We start from the raw sequence: 20017 nt of genomic DNA, 5'->3' as shown, positions 1-20017 counted from the left end.
CTAATCCATTTTAACTAACTTATAATAATACCAAACTATTAAAGAAAGAAAATGGTAAACACTAGGTTTCAGTATTCACCATTTTACAAAGTAATTCTTATATTTTTAAAATATAAATTGTTTTATTAACCACCCTTCTACCTTCTCTTGATCTTCCACTTTCAACTCAACTGTGGTCAATCCAATTTCAGCTGCATTTACCGTAAACTGAAGCAACTCATCACGGCGGAAAGCATGTACCACAAATTCACCTTGCTGCTTGGCGTACTTCGCTAACAGTTTTTCCGAAGCTTTTAAGCCGTCAATCGCAACAATCACATCATTGGCAGACAACCCAGCTTTTGCACCCACACCATCACGACGTGCCTGTTGAATCATCATGCCCTCAGGTTTATCGGCAACTTTCAAACCAAATGGCTGAGTCTTGTCATTTTTAACTTGATACTCAATCCCGAATTCAGGGAATAATTGATCCAGTGGTAATTCATCAGTGGTATAGATCAGATGGTTGATTTGCTCTAACCATGAGTGACCTGTTAATTCTTCACACAAGTCAAAAATAGTACGCTCGCTGACTTGAATACCTTTTTGCGCATTTTCATACAGCTTACGTACCAACGCATCAAGACTTGAACCGCGTAAACGCAAACCTAAATCCAGACACAATGCAACCAAGCAACCTTTATTGTAGTAGCTGGTTCCTGCATTATTGCTGTTTTCATCTGGGCGATAGAATTTGATCCAAGTATCGAAACTCGACTCAGCCACAGACTGCACTTCACGACCTGGATTCTGTAAATAACGATCAATCTGTGTTTTGAGTAATTTCAAATAAGAGGCTTGTGAAATCACGCCACTGCGCAGCAGGATCAAATCATCGTAATATGAAGTAAAGCCTTCAAAAATCCATAACAACGAGGTGTAGCTTTCTTTGTGCAAATCATAATTCACAAAGTTTTCAGGACGAATATATTTAACTAACCACGAATGGAAATATTCATGACTACAAAGCCCGAGGAAACGTTGATAATCTTCCGATGGCTCTTGTGGCTCATTGGCTTTTGGCAAGTCATCACGTGGGGTAATCAGGCTGGTACTGTTCGGATGCTCAAGCCCACCATAACTGTTGCCTGTAGCCATGGTCATGAACACATAGTTTTTAAAGGGTGCAGAACCAAAAAGTTGAATTTCAGTTTGGCAAATTTTTTGGATATCTGCTTGTAAGCGTTCAACGTTGGTTGCATGTTTACCCGAAATCACAAATTCATGCTGGATGCCTTCAGCCTCAAAACTGAAACGGGTTTGATCAGCCAGTTCAAATGGACTATCGATGAGCTGCATATAATTTTCAGCTTTTAAGGTATAGCGCCCTTTCACCAAGCTTTTTGATGCCAAGCCTGTCGCTACAGCAAAATGCTTAAACTCATCGGGCAAGAACACTTCCAATTCACATTCAGCTTCTTCTTGATCTTTGAGACCTAAGCACACACACGCTGGATTGACATAAAAACGTGTCTGGTCGACATAACTACCGCGTACCGATAAATCATACGCGTAGACATCGTATTCCACCGTGATCAGCTCATGATCGGTGTTAAATAAACGCCATTTATTCTTTTCAAATTTACTGATTTTAAGCGCGCGCCCTGCCTCATCATAGGCTTTGACAGATTCAATGTGTTTTGCAAATTCACGAATCAGGTAACTGCCCGGAATCCATGTCGGCAACCACAACTCTTGGGTCGGATTGGCAACAAAACGTAAGGTCACATGAATGAGATGCTGTTGGTAATCGTCAAACTCTATTTGATAGTGCAACATAAGTCGGAATTCTAATCTTAATCAGGTTATGCAGGGCTTTAGCTTAGCATTTTTTTACTCTAATATGCGCTACTGCTAGTATTCCATACAGAAGATAAAGTAAATCAAGTTAGCTTTAATCTTTGTCATGGAAGATAGCTTTCTCTTTCTTTTGATCTCCTCAGGATTTGTCCTTTGAAACGTTTTATTTCTTGGTTTGCGGGGCTAGGTATATTGTGCTCAGGTTTTGCCCATGCAGCCATTTTGAATATCGATCCCGAATCTGTACCTGCCGCAGCATGGACAATTTATGATCCTCAATCTGGTCAAACTATTGCTGAATACAATAGCCATGCGCAGCGTGCACCTGCTTCATTAACCAAAATGATGGTGGCCTATATTACGCTCCAAGAAATTAAGGCAGGCAAACTCAAAAAGACAGATGTGATTACTGCCAATGATGTGGTACATGTCGTTCAGCCTGATGAATCGCAAATGTTCTTGCGCCCAGGACAAAAAATCACGGTTGATCAATTGCTCACGGGTTTAGTGGTGATGTCTGCCAATGATGCTGCCGTGACATTGGCACAGCGGATTGGTGGTAATCTTCCACATTTTGTGGCACGCATGAACCAAGAAGCCAAAGCATTGGGCATGACGGATACCCACTTTACCAATCCTGCAGGAATTACCATGGATGGGCATTATTCCTCTGCCGCAGATATGGCAAAACTGGGCAATGCACTGATTCAACAGTTTCCTGATTATTTGGGTTACTCTAAACAAACCAGTTATTCATGGAATGGTCATCCGCATCACGCCACCAACATCTTGCTCAAACAAGATCCGACTGTGGACGGTTTAAAAACAGGTTTTACCCGTGCTGCAGGTTTTAACCTTGCTTTAACTGCCAAACGCCCAACCATAAATCCAAACTTGCCAGAGCGTCGTTTGATTGTGGTGGTACTTGGAACAACCAGTCCTGTAATGCGTGCCGAAGTCGCACATCGCTTAATGAATCTGGCTTATAGTTACACACGCGACGAAGTGATGGTTAAAGCACAACAGCCCATCGCGATTTTGCCTGTCATGAACGGGAAAATCCGTAGCTATCAGGTTGTACCGCAAAGCACGCAGTTTATGACGACTTCTTTGTACAACCAGCCGATCAATATTGACATGCGCAGCTTCAATAATAATAGCGGACGTTTAGTCTATAACGGGCAAAATATTGAACCGATTAATGAGACCAAAACCCAGATTCAGGTCAACCTTAATCAGAAACAACTCACCGCACCTTTAAATCAGAACGTGCACATCGCAACGCTCAAGGTGTACCAAAATGGTCAATGGTTAGAAGATATTCCAGTGCTTTCACATGTTCAGCTTGAATATGCCAGCATTTTCCAGCGCTTCTGGCACTGGTTATGCCAATTACTCCCTTTCCTCGCAGAAAAAGTGATTCCCGCGAAGATACTGTTGTAAGATCGAAAGAAAAATAGGCTTGAATTTTTTAAATCAGCCCCAAATTCGTTTAAAATAATGCACATCATCAAAAATCCTGAATTTGCATTCCCCAAATTCAGGATTTCATTTTATGATGTGACTTTAAAACTCTGTATGGATTTCAAACATGACTGCTATTGCAAATAACCACGTGGTTTCATTCCACTACACATTAACAAACGCTGAGGGTGAAACACTTGACCAGTCTCAAGGCGAACCACTTGCCTATTTGCACGGTGCAGGCAATATCATTCCTGGCTTAGAAAAAGCACTTGAAGGTAAAACTGTTGGCGAAAAATTAACTGTCAACGTTCCTGCTGCTGAAGGTTATGGCGAATACAACCCAGACCTCGTACAAGAAGTTCCTGCGCAAATGTTCCAAGGCGTTGAGAAAATCGAAGCAGGTATGCAGTTCCAAGCTCAAACTGATGACGGCGTACAAATCGTGACTGTTAAATCAGTTGAAGGCGACACAATCATCGTTGATGCAAACTTCCCACTTGCTGGTCAAGACTTGACTTTCCAAGTTGAAATCGTTGAAGTGCGTGATGCGACTGCGCAAGAACTTGAGCATGGTCATGTTCACGGTGCAGGTGGTCACCACCACTAAGTTTTGCCGAGCGCAAATCTAAAAAGCAAAGCCTAGCGCTTTGCTTTTTTTATGCTATTTTTGACTCATCAAGTACTTAAGACTGATTTGATTTTATGCCTACCCTGATTTGGTTTCGTCAAGATTTACGGATTTCTGATCATGCAGCCTTATGGCATGCCAGTCAAAATGGTTCATGTCTCGCACTCGCGATTTTGTCTCCCAAGCAGTGGCAACTACATGATGATGCGCCAATTAAACTGGATTTTTATTTGCGTCAATTACGCCAGTTACAGCAACAATTACAACACTATAATATTCCACTGATCATTAAAATTGTGCCAGTTTGGCGAGATATTCCCTCTGTGTTATTCAAACTGTGCGAGCGTCTTCAAGTTCAGAAAGTCCATGCCAATGTTGAACTCGGTGTGCATGAACTGCAACGTGATAAACACTGTCAAGATCAGTTATCACGAGCAAATATTCAACTGGAGTTGTACCAAGACCGCACATTATTTCCTGTGGGCAGTATTCGTAATCAGTCAGGACAGCCGTATCAGGTGTTTACGCCTTTTAAGAAAAACTGCTACGAGCGGCTCAATCAACAATTACCTGCCTGCTATCCTAATATTGCCATTCAAACACCTCTGCAACTTGAGCTGAGTGAACAAGAACAAAATATTCCTGAACTGCATGAACTGGGTTACAGCGCCATTTCTTCTGAGCAACAACAACTTTGGACTGTTGGTGAATTGCATGCACAGCAGCAACTGGATAATTTTCTGAAAAATACACTGGCAGATTACAAGCAGCAACGTGACTTTCCTGCTCAAGCAGGCACCAGTCAACTATCGGCATATTTGAATATTGGAATTCTGTCGATTCGCCAATGCGTACAGGCGTTATTTCGCCCACAGCAAGGACAGTTTTTAATCACCGATCAGGGACAGCAGACCTGGCTAGATGAATTGCTCTGGCGCGAGTTTTATCAGCATATTTTGTTTGATCACCCTCAAGTCTCTAAGCACCTGCCCTTTCAGCTTAAAACCCAGCAACTGCAATGGCGTGATGATCCTGAAGGTTTAAGCGCATGGCAACAAGGTAAAACGGGCATCCCGATTGTCGATGCAGGTATGCGGCAATTACTGGCGACAGGCTGGATGCACAATCGGGTACGCATGATTTGCGCGATGTTTCTCACCAAGAATTTACTGATTGACTGGCGTAAAGGCGAACAATGGTTTATGCAACATCTGATCGATGGGGATTTGGCAGCCAATAATGGTGGCTGGCAATGGAGCGCATCGACAGGCACAGATGCAGCACCGTATTTTCGGATTTTCAACCCGATTAGTCAGTCAGAAAAATTTGACCCAAATGGTGATTATATTCGTCGCTGGGTGCCTGAACTTCGATCTTTAGATGATAAGAACATTCATGAGCCTTATGCCAAAGGCTATAAAGCTGGGTTAGGCTACCCCAAAGCAATTGTCGATCTGAAAAGCAGTCGCGTGCGTGCCATCGAAGCATTTAAAGCACTGGATTAGCCCGAATTAACCCAATGCTTGCAGCAAGTTGAGTTTGGCTTGCTGCTCATAGTGCTGCTGAAAATATCGGGTTTGGTACAAAGGTTGTGCCAGATAAAACTGGCGCAGCACTTGCGTGCGTTTTTCCTGATAAATCAGTTCATCGACCCATACATATTCCTGCCGAATTTGCTGTTGATACTCGGCAAAACGTACAGCTGAGCTGCCTAAAATCGCCAGATCAATATCCAGTAAATAGACTAAATCTGACTCAGGCGTTGTGGCATGTTGCTGTGTCGCCAAAATCCAAGTCACAATTTTCTCAAGCTGAGTTTGGGGCAATGCGCCTGCCAGTTGTTGCCGCATCCACATGGCACTATCCTGTTCGTTGCTTGCAGAACGGGGCTGATACACCACATCGTGAAAGAAAATTGCCAGTTGCAACGCTAAACCATCTTCAATCTGACTTTGTACTTTTTCAAACAACGCTAGACATTCCACAATATGCTGTACCTGATGATAGGCACGTTGTGGTTCCTGATAAGCTTGCAGCAATTCTGCCAAGCACTGTTCATGCTGCTGCAATGACCAGTACTCAGGTGAAAACTGTACGAATAGTTTTCGCCATGCCTGACTAAACTGCTGCTGAAAAGTCAGCATTATGCTGCCTGTTCTTCACGTTTAAATACGAGCTCTTTAGCATTAGAGTTTTCAGCATCGAAATAATAACCTTCGCTATTAAAGGCTTTTAAATCTTCAACCTGCTGAATTTTCTGCTCAATCACAAAGCGTGCCATTAAACCACGGGCTTTTTTGGCATAGAAACTAATGACTTTGTATCTGCCATTTTTCTGATCGAGGAATACAGGTTTGACGATTTTCGCATCCAACTCAGATTCTTTCACCGCTTTATAATATTCATCCGACGCAAGGTTCAGCAAAATATTGCTGTTGGCTTGCTGCAAATCTTGCTGGATCAGGTTGGTAATACGTTTGCCCCAAAATTCATACAAGTTGCTGCCACGCGGATTGTGCAGTTTTGTGCCCATTTCCAAACGATAGGGCATCATCAAGTCCAGTGGACGAAGCAAACCATACAAACCTGACAACATACGTAAATACTGTTGGGCAAAATCCAATTGTGGGTCGTTCAATGCATAGGCATCTAGACCTGTATAAACATCACCTTTAAATGCAAAAATGGCTTGGCGGGCATTGGCAAGATCAAACTCGGTTTGCCAATCTTGAAAGCGCGCGACATTGAGCTGTGCAATTTTTTCGCTGACACTCATTAAACTTGCCAGTTGCGATGCGGACAACTCACGACACACCTCAATCAACTGCTCAGACTGATCAAGCAGACGTGGCTGAGTAAAGTTGCTACTTGGCAATGCAGTTTCATAATCCAGTGTTTTCGCAGGTGAAATTAAAGCCAGCATAGACATCCTCATTTTTGCTATATTCTGCCCACTATATCAGTCCCCTATTTCTAACGCCAATTCGTGTTTCTGATGGCGTTTATCGGTACAATCATGACCCCTACTTTAAAATTAAGCTCATCGAGTTCTATGCCTGAAACGATTTTTTTACAAGGTCCTGCTGGGAAAATTGAGGTTTTTGTTGACCGCCCACAGGGAGCAATTCGCAGTTTTGCGATTGTCTGTCATCCGCATCCGCTACAAGGTGGTACAGCCCATCATAAAGTCCCGATGTTACTCTCGAATATTTTGACCGAGCGCGGCTGTATTGTGTACCGTCCAAGTTTCCGCGGCGCAGGACAAACAGAAGGCTTGCATGAAGAAGGTTTTGGCGAAACCGACGATATTTTGGCAATCTTGCAACAATTGCGTGAACTGCATCCGAACCTTGATTTTTATGCAGGTGGATTTAGCTTTGGTGCGCATGTGCTAGCCAAATGTTACGCTGCACTCGATGTTGCACAGCGTCCAAAACAGTTGGTGTTATGTGGTTTACCGACAGCGATGGTACGTGGTTTACGTGACTATCAAACACCTGAAATTCAAGGTGATATGTTATTTGTACATGGCGAAGAAGATGATATTACCTTGCTCAGTGACTTAATTGTTTGGGCAAAACCGCAAAAACACCCCATTACGATTTTTCCAGGGGCAAACCACTTCTTTACAGGTTATTTAAAACCACTTCGCCAAGTGATTAGCCAATATCTTCGTTTGTAAATTCGTATTGTATGGCAAGAAGTTGTATTCCGAATGTATTGCATCTAGGAAGATACTAAAAACATGCTCAATTCATTTGGAGCATGAGCTCAATCAAAAAAACGAAATGCACCTGATCCGCACAGCGACACTGGCTAATCAGGTGCATTTTTTAATCAACTGTTGCGAGTGCAGCCACCAACAACTGCCAGCATTTTTCGACTGTATCCACTTTGACTCGTTCGCCTGGTGCATGCGCGCCCTGAATATCTGGACCAAAAGACACCATTTGCAAGTCAGGATAATGCTCGGCAATAATTCCACACTCTAAACCTGCATGAATGACTTTAAGTTCAGGTTCAATCTGGAAAGTATCCTGATAAGCGCGTTGCAGACATTTTAAGGCGGCCGATTCTGGGTTCGGTGTCCAACCCGAAACGAATGGCGCAAGGTTCGAATGCAACCCATAATATTCAAAATGCTGCTGAATCCGATGTGCATGTGCTTCCAGTTCATCATTGACCATTGAACGCACCATAATCAACACACTGGCTTGTTCATGGTTTAAACGCACCACACCGATATTGTTTGAGGTTTCTACTACATCAGGCAGTGCCTGACTCATTTGTGCCACGCCATACGGACAACTCGACAAAGCAGCTAGCCATGCTTGTTGCTGCTCACGGGCAATCACTTCAGTGACAACTTCATCAAGTGGCTGAGCACGCAATTCAATCGCCTCATCTACACCTTTAAGTTGCATTCGCCAATCTGTTTGAGCCTGTTGTAGTAGAGCATCTAATTGAGCAAGTTCTGATTTTGGCAAAGCAATCTTGGTAGTGGCTTCACGTGGTAAGGCATTACGCGCTGTACCTCCTGAGAACTCAACCAGATGCGCTTGCAGTTTAGGTAAATGCTGCTGTAAAAACTGCGCCAAAATCACATTGGCATTACCACGGCCCAAGTGAATATCAACACCCGAATGCCCACCTTTAAGTCCAAGTACCTGTACTTCAACTGCAGTCAGTTCGGCATCAGTTTGCACATAAGTCAAGGTTTGCTCGACTTCGATATCCTGACTACCTGCGCAGCCCAGATACAGTTGTCCCCACTCTTCGGTATCAATATTAAATAACCATTTGCCTTGCAGGACATTTTCTTCAAGAAAACGTGCACCACTCATGCCAGCCTCTTCATCGACTGTCAGCAACACTTCAATCGCCCCGTGAGCAATATCATCGGCATCCAGTACAGCCAACGCCAGCGCTACACCAATACCATTATCCGCACCGAGTGTGGTATTGGGTGCAACCAGCCAGCCATTTTCCAAAATCGGCTGAATTGGGTCACGACTAAAATCATGTACCGTACCACGATTGGCTTGGGTCACCATATCCAGATGCCCTTGCAAAATCACACTTGTTTTATGCTGCATGCCTGCAGTTGCAGGTTTACGGATAATTAAATTTCCAACAATATCCACATAAGTGTCTAAGCCTTTGTTTTTCGCCCAGTCCTGTAAATATTGGCGTAGTTGTTGTTCTTGTTTGGACTGACGAGGAATACGACATAAAGTGGCAAAATGCTGCCAGACGTTTTGTGGTGAGAGTTGAGAAAAATCAACGACATTCATGATCTGGTCTCGTAAAGAAAATAAGTCTGTTTGGTTTCACTATACTGCAAAATGAGCTGACAAGGTAAAACCTTGCCGAAAGAGAACTACAGATATAAAAAAGCCAAGCAGATGCTTGGCTTTTAATTTTAAAACAGGTCAAATTATTCAGAGACTTCGATGCTTAAACCTGCCTGATTTGCCAGTTCAGTAAAGGTTGGGAAACTGGTCGCAACCGTTTCCGTACCCACAATCGTGATCGCTTCAGCAGCACGTAGTCCGGCAATACTAAAGCTCATTGCAATACGATGATCATGGTACGATTCAATCTGAGCGCCTTTAAAGATTGGTGACCAGTCGCCAGATTTTCCCTGACCTTGAATGATAATACCATCCTCAGTCGGGGTACATTGGATACCCATCGCTTGCAAACCATCTGCCATCACCTGAATACGGTCAGATTCCTTCACGCGCAGTTCAGCAGCGCCTGTCAGCACCGTTTCACCTTCGGCACACGCAGCAGCAATAAACAGGGCTGGGAATTCATCAATCGCCAATGGCACTTGGTCTTCAGGAATATGAATCCCTTTTAATGTCCGTGTTGCACGAATACGAATATCGGCAATCGGTTCACCGCCTGCGATACGTTCATTCAACACTTCAAGATCAGCACCCATGGCCTTGAGAATTTCAATCACGCCTGTACGAGTTGGGTTAATCCCAACTGCTTCTAAGGTGACATCAGCATTTTCACAAATCGCTGCACCCACCATAAAGAATGCCGCAGAAGAAATATCTGAAGGTACTTGGATATCTGTACCGACCAATTTACCACCGCCTTGCAGGCTAATACGATTACCTTCGGTTTTTACTTCATAACCAAAGGCACGCAACATACGTTCAGTATGGTCACGCGTTGGTTCAGGTTCAGTCACTGAAGTTTCACCTTCTGCCCACAAACCTGCCAGCAAAATCCCTGATTTCACCTGAGCTGATGCCATTGGCAAATCATACTGAATGCCTTTGAGGGCTTGCGAACCTGTAATGCTGACAGGTGGTGTACCTCTCTCACCTGTGGTCTGGATTTGTGCACCCATTAAACGCAGTGGCTTGGCAATACGCTCCATCGGGCGTTTTGACAACGATGCGTCACCCGTCATGACCGTATCAAATTTCTGTGCCGACAACATACCTGAAAGCAAACGCATACTGGTACCTGAGTTACCCATATACAACGCACTTGCTGGCGCTTTCAAACCGTGCATGCCCACACCATGAATGGTCACTTCACCATTTTTTGGACCTTCAATCGACACGCCCATATCACGAAAGGCCTGCAAGGTTGCCAAAGCATCTTCACCTTCAAGGAAGCCTGTGACATGTGTTGTGCCTTCAGCAATTGCACCAAACATAATCGAACGATGTGACACCGATTTATCACCCGGAACGGTAAATGTTCCTTGAAAACGATGCTGTTGAGGTTGAATGGTAAATTGTTGGGTCACCTTGTCTTTCTCCATTAAAGGTTTTTGGGCAAGCATATGGTTAAAATGTTGACGCGCGGCTTGGGCATGTCCGAGCAAGCCCATCAGCGCTTGCGAATCTTCTTTTTCAATCAGCCCACGAATAATCGCCAGTTGTTGTTCAAAGCCATCGACAGCTTTTAAAATTGCAGTCTTGTTGGCAAAGAAAATGTCATGCCACATTTGCGGATCAGATGCTGCAATTCGTGAAAAATCTCGAAAACCACCTGCGGCATAACGGAAAATATCCAGATTATCTTCGCGGTTTGCCAGTTGCTCCACTAAATTAAACGCCATCAGGTGCGGTAAATGACTGGTATGTGCCAACACTTCATCGTGCTTTTGCACATCCATACAGATCACTTCGGCTTTTGCTGCCTGCCAAAGAGTAATCAGTTTTTCAACTGCCCAAGGCGCACTGCTTGACAATGGCGTTAAAATCACTTTGTGATGCGCAAACAGATCCACTTTTCCTGCATGTACACCCGTGTGTTCACTGCCCGCAATCGGATGCCCCGGCACAAAACCCACAGGCAGACTCTCACCAAATACACGCTGTGCCGCAGCCACCACGTTACCTTTGGTGCTGCCTACATCGGTTAAAATCGCATCGGCTTTTAAATATGGCTTAATTTGCACCAAGACTTTTTCAGTGGCTTGTACAGGCAATGCCAATACCACGAGATCCGCATCTTGCACGGCGTCAATTGCAGAGGCATAGCCCTCTTGAATTAGTCCTAATGCTTTTGCATCTTGCAAGGTCTTGGCTGAGCGTGTTGATGCTACAACCTGTGTTGCCAAGCCTTCTGCCTGAATCACACGTGCCAGACTTGAACCAATCAAGCCTAGCCCAATAAATGCCACTTTATGAAACAAGGGCTGTGTTTCTGAAACTACCACCAAAATTTGCCTCTATGCTCAATACGATAAAAATGCTCAACCAGCAGATTACAACACGGCAACAGGATATGAACCCAGTACACGTAATTCTTTAACCAGTGGGCGAATTTCATCAAGTGCAGCCGCAACATTTGGCTGATCAATATGCCCTTCCAAGTCAACAAAGAATACATACGCCCATTTTTCAGGAAGCGCTGGACGGGTTTCAATACTGGTCAGGCTAATATTGTGCTTGGCAAATGGCTCTAAAATCTCTAAGAGTGCCCCTGCACGGTCATGCGCAGAAATCAATAAAGAGGTTTTATCATTACCGCTTGCAGGAATTTTCTCACGGCCAATCACCAAGAAACGTGTGGTATTTTCAGGATTATCTTCAATATTGCTATGCAATATTTCTAAACCATACATCGTTGCCGCAATATCAGAAGCAATTGCTGCTGAATGCCATTCATTACGAATACGGCGTGCCGCTTCCGCATTAGAAGTCATAGCAACACGTTCAACACCAGGATAATGAATATCCAGCCAATTGCGACATTGAGCCAAGGTTTGCTGGTGGGCATAAATCTGTTTAATACTGTCTTTACGAGTATTTTCCGAGACTAAAAACTGGTGATGAATGCGCAATTCAACTTCACCAATCACATTCAGGTTCGATGATTTAAAACAGTCTAGAGTATGGTTGACCACACCTTCAGATGAGTTCTCTACAGGGACAACGCCATAATGTGCGCTACCTGCTTCAACTTCACGGAATACTTCATCAATGGTTGCAATTGGACGTACAATTGCATCCTGACCAAAATGCTTCAAGGCTGCAGCTTGGGTAAATGTGCCTTCAGGGCCTAAAAAAGCAATGCTTTGTGGTGCTTCAAGTGCCAAACATGCTGACATAATTTCGCGGAACAAACGTGCCATGGTCGCATCAGACAACGGGCCTTCATTGCGTTCCATCACTTTACGTAAAACTTGCGCTTCGCGTTCAGGGCGATAAAACACAGGATTCTCTTCAGTTGCAAATTTGGCTTTGGCAACTGCTTCCGCTAAGCGTGCACGACGATTCAATAAATCCTGAATCTGCTGGTCTACGCTATCAATATCCGAACGTAATTGTTCTAAATTCAGAGAAGTCGTTTTCTGATCATCTTGGATCATGTCATTTCGCCCCGTGCTCATGTTTTTTTCTGCCTGCAAGTATAACCACATTCAACTGGGAAATGTCATCACATCCTAAGTGGCAAATTAAGTTTTTCGAGTAGATCAATGCATTTAACAACTATAGCTAGAGTATAGCTAGAGCTAGCTCAATCTCGATCCTGCACTCATCTTGAATCTCAACTGTAACGTCGACATTCACAGGCGAGATAAAAATACAGTGGTATTGTTCACAAAACGAAGTATTACTGCACATTTCTTTTTGTCATGGTCTCACCATACAACCACACTTGGTTCTGGCACAGCTTATGCTAGTATGCTGAATATCTTTTATTTGCCCACAATTCGATCATGACAACTAAACGTAATATCTATCAAGACTTTGAGCATCCTTTTGCACAGTACATTCGTATTATTGGCAAAGGCAAAACAGGTGCGCGTTCACTGACTTTTCAGGAAGCCTATGATGCATTTAGCATGATTCTTAAAGGTGATGTGCTCGATGTACAACTTGGTGCATTTCTGATGTTGTTACGTGTCAAAGAAGAATCGGTCGAAGAACTGGCAGGCTTTGTACAAGCCACTAAAGATCAGCTTCACTACCATCCACTTGAGGTTGATCTGGACTGGTCATCGTATGCAGGTAAACGTAAACATTATCCATGGTTTTTACTGGCGGCGCTGACTCTGGCACAACATGGCTATCGCGTGGTGATGCATGGTGCAGCAGGTCATACCTTAAACCGCGTTTATACCGAGCAGGTTTTAGAGTTTCTCAACTATCCGATTTGCCATACGCAAGAAGACGTTGAACAAGAATTAAAACAGCGCAACTTTGCTTATTTACCTCTCGCTGCGATTTCACCTGTACTGGATGAGTTGATTGGTTTACGCAATGTCATGGGGCTACGCTCCCCGATTCACACCTTAGCACGCTTAATTAACCCGTTTAACGCTAAAGCTACGTTACAGGCGATTTTCCATCCTGCTTATCGTAGTTCACACCAACGTGCAGCATTTACTCTTGGCTATAAAAATAGTGCTGTAATTAAAGGTGAAGGCGGTGAGTTTGAGCGTAATCCTGATGCCAAGACCTTAATTTGCGGCATTCGTGATGGTGAAATGTACGAATATGAATTACCTAAACTCACACCAGAGCGCAGTGCAACCGAAGAAGAGTTAGATTTAAATATCTTTAAAGCAGTTTGGGAAGGCAAACAACAGCATAGCTATGGTGAGATAGCTGTGGTTGAAACCATGGGTATTGCTTTATATAGCATGGGTGTAGAGGACAGTTATGACGCTGCCATGCAAAAAGCCCAAACCTTATGGCAAACTCGTCATCAATAAAAACCATGGGCATAAAAAAATCCCCGTTTGGGGATTTTTTATTTAGACAAAGCGAATTGGCTTAAATTCAGGCTCATTTTTGTGATGATCATCTTCACAAACTTCACCTTCTTCTTTCGTACCACGGTCAATATACCCTGTACGTTCTTCTTCAGGTAAATGTTTATATTCCCATGCCAGCACAGCCTGCATACAAATTTCGCGCTGCTCTTGGGTCAAGGCAACACCATTAGGCCATTTACCAATTTCAACTGCTGTTTTTAGACGTTGTACAATTTCGGGGTCTAAGACCGAGAGCATTTGTTCAATATTCATGACTCTTCCTGCTGCTGCAATGCTTCAAAATCCTGATGCCATCCCAACTTGGTACGACATGCCATATAGAAGTCATAACCAGGTGGATGCAATAAACTTAATTTAAAGGGATGTTTGCGAATATACAAAACATCTCCAACATTTAGCGCCACGCTATGCTGCGCATCGGCACTGACCATCGGTAAAATACGGTTTTTACGGACGGTAATTTTGATTTCACTTTGATCACCAACAATAATTGGTCGAGATGAAAGTGTATGCGGATGCATCGGCACTAAGACAATTGCATCCATACTTGGGTGAATAATTGGACCGCCGCCTGACAATGCATAAGCAGTCGAACCTGTCGGAGTCGCAACAATCAAACCGTCGCTATGCTGGCGGTAAACAAACTGCCCATCTATGGAGAGTTCAAAATCCACCATATGCACCGACTTGCCTGAGTGCAATACAATATCGTTCAGTGCAATGGCACTATAAACAGTTTCGCCTGCAGTGCGAACTTCCATTTCCAGCAAAAAGCGCCGATCAAGCTGGAAATTTCCCTTGAGCACCAAGTCCAGTTTTTGTAGCACTTCAACTGGATTAATATCGGTTAAAAATCCCAAACGTCCACGGTTGACCCCGATTACAGGTGTATTGTACTTCACCAGTGCGCGTGCGGCATGTAATAAAGAACCATCACCGCCTACAACGACAACCAAATCTGCCACTTCACCCATCAGATTACGGCTGACAATCTGGCAATTTTGATAAGGGACAAGTTTTGCTGTTTCGACATCAAAAATTGGATGTAATCCCAATTTCAGCAAATGGTCATAAATAAGACAAAGTGTTTCTACAACAGCGGCTTTTTCTGGTCGTCCAATTAGCCCAATGTTGCGAAACGACTTGTGTGAGATTTTCACCAACTCAAGCGCTCCGTTCGGATTCGCAGCCATAATAACACGTTGTTTCAGGTTTGAAAAAACAATACAAAGCCTCTGATAAAACGCTAAATTATTGCTTAATTTTGTATTGTTTCACGAATAATCATTGCAAAATAAATAAAAGCTTCGCATGATTACAGGGTTTATGTCGGATAGCTTATCACTTTTTATGAAGTCACAACGCGGTCTTGGTTTATTTCCCCTGATTTTTTGTATTGTTGTTATCGTAGGATTTCTCGTCTTTAGCGCGTATGTTATTCATATTGATAGTGTTATTCGAAAGAAATTTGAAGGTCAGCGTTGGGATATCCCTGCCAAAGTATATGCACGCCCTTTAGAAATATACAATCAGGCACCTGTAAATGAACCTGATTTTCTACAAGAGCTAGGAATGCTGGGCTATAAAAAAGCCGATGGTTATACTCAACCAGGCAGCTATGTACTGAATGGCAATAGCGTCTATGTACATACGCGTGGCTTTGACTTTGGCGACAGTAACGAGCCTGAACAAGTTTTGCATATTGCCTTTGGTAATGAGCAAATGCAGGACGTGCGCACGACCAAACCATCTAGTACAGGAATGACTCGTCTCGAACCGTTATTGATTGGCGGCATCTATCCGCAGCATAACGAAGACCGCGTTCTTATCAAGCTGAAAAATGTACCAAAACCTCTCATTGATGCACTAATTTCAACAGAAGACCGTAATTTCTATGAGCATCATGGGATTTCGATTCGTGGTACTGCTCGGGCAATTGTCAGCAACATTACAGGCGGTAAACGCCAGGGTGGATCAACACTCACCCAACAGCTGGTGAAAAACTTCTACTTGTCTCCAGAAAAAACCTTAAAGCGTAAGGTCAATGAAGCCTTAATGTCTATATTGCTGGAAATGCACTACAACAAAGATGAGATTCTAGAAGCATATTTAAATGAAGTGCATCTGGGGCAAAATGGTAACTATTCCATCAATGGTTATGGTTTAGCTTCACAGTTTTATTTTGGTCTACCTTTAGGTGAACTGAATATTGCCCAACAAGCTTACTTGGTTGGTTTGGTACAAGGACCATCTTTATATAATCCTTGGCGTAATCCTGAAGGGGCAAAAAACCGTCGCGATACCGTTTTGCACAATATGCTGGTGATGGGCTATCTGACTCAAGCGCAGTATGAACAAGAAAGTGCCCGTCCACTGGGTGTCGTGGCAAAACCTGCATTAGGTCCAACTCGCTTCCCAGACTTTATGGATATTGTTCGTCGTCAACTACGCAGTGAATACCAAGAATCTGACCTGACCAATCAGGGCTTACGTATTTTCACCACGCTTGACCCGATTGCACAAACTAAGGTTCAAAACAGCTTTAAAGATACCGTAGACAATCTGTCAAAACGTAATCCTCGTGTGTTAGCCGATTTACAAGGTGCTGTACTGATTCAGCGCCCAGACAATGGCGAACTGGTTGCAGCCGTAGGTTCAACACAAAACTTTACTGGCTTTAACCGTACCATTGATGCCAAACGCCAAGTTGGTTCATTGCTCAAACCTGTGATTTATCTCAGTGCAATTGAATCGGGCCGTTATAATTGGGCATCCGCGATTCAAGACAATTCTATTAGCATCCCAACTCAAGGGAAGGCTTGGACACCTAAAAACTATGATGGTGGTGAGCATGGTATGGTGCCGATGGTGCAGGCATTACAACATTCTTATAACCTTGCGGCTGTACGTTTAGGACAAGAATTTGGGGTTGCAACATTCACCAATCAGTTACGCAAATTTGGTGTGACGAGTGATATTCCATCTTATCCATCTGTTTTCTTGGGTGCAGTAAACTTATCACCAATGGAAGTTTTGGGTCTTTACAACAACTTTGCAACAGGTGGTTTTAAATATCCAACCAAAGCCATTCGCTCAGTTGTTGATCCAAATGGCAAAACACTCAACCGTTATGGACTCGAAGTTCAACAAACTGTTGATCCAGCAGCGGCCTATGTTCTGAACTATGGCTTACAGCAAGTCATGAACAACGGTACAGGTAAAGCAGCCTATAATAGCTTACCTTCTAGTCTAAAACTGGCGGGTAAATCAGGAACAACCAATGACACTCGTGATTCATGGTTTGCGGGCTATTCAGGTAATTATTTAACTGTAGTATGGCTAGGTCTAGACAATAACAAAGTAACAGGTTTAACAGGTTCCTCAGGCGCACTTCCTGTATGGATTAATGTCATGAAGCAGTTACGCCAGCAACCTGTCAATATTAAGCAACCTAACAATGTTCAGTGGCAATGGGTTAATGTGCATTCAGGACGCTTGTCAGCAGTCAATTGTTCAGGTGCAATGTATATTCCATTACTTGCAGACCACTTGCCTGAACCTGGAGGTAGCTGCGGGTTTCCAAATCATCAAGCATCTACTGATGAAGCTAGTGCATCTGCACCCGCTACCACAACCAGCCCAGATAATCTCGAAAACCTGATTCGGGAAAGTAACAATAGTGACACTAACTCCAATACACCAACACGTATCATTTCAAGCGGCAGTTACGAACAGTAATTTCATCTTTGGGCAATAGTTATTACTATTGCCCAATTCTTTTTTTAAAGTATTATCTAGATGGAGAACTCTCGCGAATGCATTTAAAACTGATCAGTAGTTGTGTATTAAGTTTAAGCCTGATTGGCTGTAGCCAACTGACACAACAGCCCCAATCTAAGCATCAAAGCACTCCCCCGACAGATAAAAAAACCACCCCACATTCTCATGCCAATGGCGTTCAGATTATACCTTATCAAGTTCCTGAAATTAAACGTGAATCTATACCTGTAAAAAACCATTCTGTCCCTCTACAACCTGCAGTAACTCCAGATGGTTCAGAAAAACCCGTTTTTCGCCAGCTGATTCAACAAGCGCGACAAGCTTTGCAACAAAACCATCTCACTCAGGCTGAACATTTGGCATTGCAGGCACAGCGTATTTCACCACAAGCGGCACAAAGTTATGTGATCTTGGCACAAATAGCTCAGAAACAACGTAACTATAATCATGCAGAGGCCTTGCTACAACGCGGTCTAAGTTTGGCAAACGACAATGCGACCAAAAAGCAACTTTGGCTGATTCGCTTGCAGATCGCACAAACTCAACATAACCAAAACGCCATTCAACAAGCAAAACGTGCTTTACAGCAATTCTAAACTTGAGAAATGCCTGCGATTCCATAAGCGGCATTTTGCTGGTAAATTACTAAATCCTCAGCTTTAAGCCCACCCAAAGCAATCACGGGTAAATCAACCTGCTCTGCCAAGTTCTGAAATTGTACCCAGCCTAACCCTGTTACGTCAGGGTGCGTTGCTGTTGCCAATACTGGGCTGAGTAATGCTGCATCACAACCAATCTGCTGAGCATGCTTTAAACTATGCAAATCATGACAGGCTGCTACATAGCATTGCCCCACGCGCAGTTCACCTTGCTGAGTTGCTAAAAGTTGTGGCTGTTTAAGATGAATGGCGGCGAGTTGACGTTGTTGCTCAAGGCTCAGCTGCTCTGCCAAGGTTTGATTAAGAATTAACTTGCCTAATAGTTCGGCTGGTAAACTTTTAATACTTTCCAATTCAGGCTGCTGTTCAGGGCGATAATAAATTGCTTGCCCCTCAGTCAGACTGACAAGTTCCTGTAACTGCGTCCGAATTTTAATTTGCTGTGGAAACAACAAACGCTGGATTAATGTACGATTGGCTTTCGGGAAGTTCAGGGTTGCCAGTTCAGGGCGCGAATACCACTGCCACGGTTGCTGAATCTGCGTTAACAATGCTTCAGGCACATAACTAAAAAATACATGTAAATGCACGATAATATCGTCATATTCATGCTGAATTTTCTCAAATGGATGCCAGTCTACCAGATCAATCCCGACTTCTTCCAAAACCTCACGGCGGCAAGCTTGCTGTGCAGTTTCACCTTGCTCAACCTTACCACCAGGAAATTCAGCCTTGTTGCCCTGATGCTGCTCGGCATCACGCCATCCAACCAAGACACGTGTTTTTGAAAATAAGAGCCCAATGGCAACTTCTACGTGGGATTTTTGCATCACTGCTCCTTTGTACATTTCATCATGCTTAACCTTGACGCTGAGCATGTTACAAAGTTTTTACATGGAGTGCTAAATTTTCGTTGACAGCCACATTTGATAATAATTATCATTTAAAGTGCCAATTAACACCACGAGAACACAATAACATGAACGCACCATTTAACTTATTTACTCGTAATACCGATACTACTCAGTCTTTACCACTGCTGCATTCGAATAATTTATTTGCGCTCGGGCGTGAAATTCGCATTATGCACGCAGGAGAAGAATATCGCTTGCGCCTGACACGCAATAATCGACTTATTCTCACCAAATAATAAGCTTGATTGAAAATAGCGGTGTTTATAATAAACGTGGAAAAAAGTAGCGCATTCAAACACTGTGCTGCTTTTTTATTTAAGCAATTGTTGCTCACAGGTAATGTCTTCATCTCAGGACTGACAAGCGTCTATAAGATTTTCGCGATCAGAAATTCTAGATTCAACTCAAAAAACCACTATAAATTCAAAAATTTAAATCATATTTTAGTATAGATTTTTGACGA

The 20017-nt window shown here is 43.3% G+C and carries 17 protein-coding genes; 8 read left to right on the top strand and 9 right to left on the bottom strand.

The window, feature by feature from the left end:
* Window positions 1–105: 105 nt before the first annotated feature.
* Entirely contained in the window at window positions 106–1821 is a 1716-nt protein-coding gene (locus F975_RS05700) for a M61 family metallopeptidase (protein WP_004751239.1), read from the bottom strand.
* A gap of 174 nt (window positions 1822–1995) precedes the next feature.
* Between F975_RS05700 and F975_RS05695 the strand changes: the two genes are divergently transcribed.
* The 3 genes from F975_RS05695 to phrB all read left to right on the top strand — a co-directional run bounded on the left by F975_RS05695 (window position 1996) and on the right by phrB (window position 5442).
* On the top strand, window positions 1996–3285 hold the full coding sequence (locus F975_RS05695) for a D-alanyl-D-alanine carboxypeptidase family protein (RefSeq protein WP_004751237.1): 1290 nt from the start codon (window positions 1996–1998) through the stop codon (window positions 3283–3285).
* Window positions 3286–3433: 148 nt separating this feature from the next.
* Entirely contained in the window at window positions 3434–3916 is a 483-nt protein-coding gene (locus F975_RS05690) for an FKBP-type peptidyl-prolyl cis-trans isomerase (protein WP_004751235.1), read from the top strand.
* A gap of 95 nt (window positions 3917–4011) precedes the next feature.
* Window positions 4012–5442 carry a deoxyribodipyrimidine photo-lyase gene (gene phrB, locus F975_RS05685; RefSeq protein ID WP_004751233.1) on the top strand — a complete coding sequence of 477 codons (1431 nt, stop codon included), beginning with the start codon at window positions 4012–4014 and terminating at the stop codon, window positions 5440–5442.
* Window positions 5443–5448: 6 nt separating this feature from the next.
* Here phrB and F975_RS05680 read toward each other — a convergent pair whose 3' ends face one another.
* Window positions 5449–6081: an HD domain-containing protein gene (locus F975_RS05680; RefSeq protein WP_004751231.1), complete on the bottom strand. Its 633-nt coding sequence runs from the start codon at window positions 6079–6081 to the stop codon at window positions 5449–5451.
* Window positions 6081–6860: a peroxide stress protein YaaA gene (yaaA, locus tag F975_RS05675; protein WP_004751228.1), complete on the bottom strand. Its 780-nt coding sequence runs from the start codon at window positions 6858–6860 to the stop codon at window positions 6081–6083. Before yaaA ends, F975_RS05680 begins: the two co-directional genes overlap by 1 nt.
* Window positions 6861–6989: 129 nt before the next feature.
* On the opposite strand from yaaA, the gene F975_RS05670 reads away from it, so the two are divergent.
* On the top strand, window positions 6990–7619 hold the full coding sequence (locus F975_RS05670; protein ID WP_004751227.1) for an alpha/beta hydrolase: 630 nt from the start codon (window positions 6990–6992) through the stop codon (window positions 7617–7619).
* 151 nt (window positions 7620–7770) lie between these two features.
* Here the strand turns inward: F975_RS05670 and F975_RS05665 are convergent, their stop codons facing one another.
* From F975_RS05665 to pheA, 3 genes are all read right to left on the bottom strand, one after another.
* A complete protein-coding gene (locus tag F975_RS05665; RefSeq protein WP_004751224.1) occupies window positions 7771–9231 on the bottom strand; it encodes an aminoacyl-histidine dipeptidase in 1461 nt (486 codons plus the stop codon).
* Between the two features lie 143 nt (window positions 9232–9374).
* Window positions 9375–11633, bottom strand: coding sequence for a bifunctional prephenate dehydrogenase/3-phosphoshikimate 1-carboxyvinyltransferase (locus F975_RS05660; RefSeq protein ID WP_004751223.1), 2259 nt, complete (start codon window positions 11631–11633; stop codon window positions 9375–9377).
* 48 nt (window positions 11634–11681) lie between these two features.
* A complete protein-coding gene (gene pheA, locus F975_RS05655; RefSeq protein WP_034426166.1) occupies window positions 11682–12788 on the bottom strand; it encodes a prephenate dehydratase in 1107 nt (368 codons plus the stop codon).
* A 351-nt stretch (window positions 12789–13139) separates the two neighbouring features.
* Here pheA and F975_RS05650 point away from each other — a divergent pair, with 351 nt between their 5' ends.
* Complete coding sequence (locus F975_RS05650; protein ID WP_004751218.1) at window positions 13140–14138, top strand: glycosyl transferase family protein; 999 nt, start codon at window positions 13140–13142, stop codon at window positions 14136–14138.
* Between the two features lie 42 nt (window positions 14139–14180).
* On the opposite strand, the gene F975_RS05645 is transcribed toward F975_RS05650, so the two are convergent.
* Window positions 14181–14453 (bottom strand): YeaC family protein, encoded by a 273-nt coding sequence (locus tag F975_RS05645; RefSeq protein ID WP_004751217.1) that lies wholly within the window; start codon window positions 14451–14453, stop codon window positions 14181–14183.
* Window positions 14450–15361, bottom strand: coding sequence for an NAD(+) kinase (locus F975_RS05640; RefSeq protein ID WP_171063163.1), 912 nt, complete (start codon window positions 15359–15361; stop codon window positions 14450–14452). The genes F975_RS05645 and F975_RS05640 overlap by 4 nt, the downstream gene beginning before the upstream one ends.
* Window positions 15362–15551: 190 nt before the next feature.
* Between F975_RS05640 and mrcB the strand changes: the two genes are divergently transcribed.
* Window positions 15552–17939 carry a penicillin-binding protein 1B gene (gene mrcB, locus F975_RS05635; protein ID WP_034425787.1) on the top strand — a complete coding sequence of 796 codons (2388 nt, stop codon included), beginning with the start codon at window positions 15552–15554 and terminating at the stop codon, window positions 17937–17939.
* Between the two features lie 77 nt (window positions 17940–18016).
* Window positions 18017–18577, top strand: a complete 561-nt coding sequence (locus F975_RS05630) for a hypothetical protein (RefSeq protein ID WP_004751211.1) — start codon at window positions 18017–18019, stop codon at window positions 18575–18577.
* Here F975_RS05630 and F975_RS05625 read toward each other — a convergent pair.
* On the bottom strand, window positions 18574–19470 hold the full coding sequence (locus F975_RS05625; RefSeq protein WP_004751209.1) for an NUDIX domain-containing protein: 897 nt from the start codon (window positions 19468–19470) through the stop codon (window positions 18574–18576). The genes F975_RS05630 and F975_RS05625 overlap by 4 nt on opposite strands.
* Window positions 19471–19619: 149 nt before the next feature.
* Between F975_RS05625 and hemP the strand changes: the two genes are divergently transcribed.
* Complete coding sequence (gene hemP, locus F975_RS05620; RefSeq protein WP_004751206.1) at window positions 19620–19790, top strand: hemin uptake protein HemP; 171 nt, start codon at window positions 19620–19622, stop codon at window positions 19788–19790.
* Window positions 19791–20017: the final 227 nt, after the last annotated feature.

Origin of the sequence: Acinetobacter brisouisimilis (assembly GCF_000368265.1) — a bacterium.
Classification (GTDB): Bacteria; Pseudomonadota; Gammaproteobacteria; order Pseudomonadales; family Moraxellaceae; genus Acinetobacter.
This window is presented reverse-complemented; position numbering and strand designations above follow the sequence as displayed.

Bases quoted from the DNA above. Each gene is read 5' to 3' on its own strand.
- F975_RS05700 (WP_004751239.1), bottom strand. From the start codon at position 1,821: ATGTTGCACTATCAAATAGAGTTTGACGATTACCAACAGCATCTCATT.
- F975_RS05690 (WP_004751235.1), top strand. From the start codon at position 3,434: ATGACTGCTATTGCAAATAACCACGTGGTTTCATTCCACTACACATTA.
- phrB (WP_004751233.1), top strand. From the start codon at position 4,012: ATGCCTACCCTGATTTGGTTTCGTCAAGATTTACGGATTTCTGATCAT.
- F975_RS05680 (WP_004751231.1), bottom strand. From the start codon at position 6,081: ATGCTGACTTTTCAGCAGCAGTTTAGTCAGGCATGGCGAAAACTATTC.
- yaaA (WP_004751228.1), bottom strand. From the start codon at position 6,860: ATGCTGGCTTTAATTTCACCTGCGAAAACACTGGATTATGAAACTGCA.
- F975_RS05670 (WP_004751227.1), top strand. From the start codon at position 6,990: ATGCCTGAAACGATTTTTTTACAAGGTCCTGCTGGGAAAATTGAGGTT.
- F975_RS05665 (WP_004751224.1), bottom strand. From the start codon at position 9,231: ATGAATGTCGTTGATTTTTCTCAACTCTCACCACAAAACGTCTGGCAG.
- pheA (WP_034426166.1), bottom strand. From the start codon at position 12,788: ATGATCCAAGATGATCAGAAAACGACTTCTCTGAATTTAGAACAATTA.
- F975_RS05650 (WP_004751218.1), top strand. From the start codon at position 13,140: ATGACAACTAAACGTAATATCTATCAAGACTTTGAGCATCCTTTTGCA.
- F975_RS05645 (WP_004751217.1), bottom strand. From the start codon at position 14,453: ATGAATATTGAACAAATGCTCTCGGTCTTAGACCCCGAAATTGTACAA.
- mrcB (WP_034425787.1), top strand. From the start codon at position 15,552: ATGAAGTCACAACGCGGTCTTGGTTTATTTCCCCTGATTTTTTGTATT.
- F975_RS05630 (WP_004751211.1), top strand. From the start codon at position 18,017: ATGCATTTAAAACTGATCAGTAGTTGTGTATTAAGTTTAAGCCTGATT.
- F975_RS05625 (WP_004751209.1), bottom strand. From the start codon at position 19,470: ATGCAAAAATCCCACGTAGAAGTTGCCATTGGGCTCTTATTTTCAAAA.
- hemP (WP_004751206.1), top strand. From the start codon at position 19,620: ATGAACGCACCATTTAACTTATTTACTCGTAATACCGATACTACTCAG.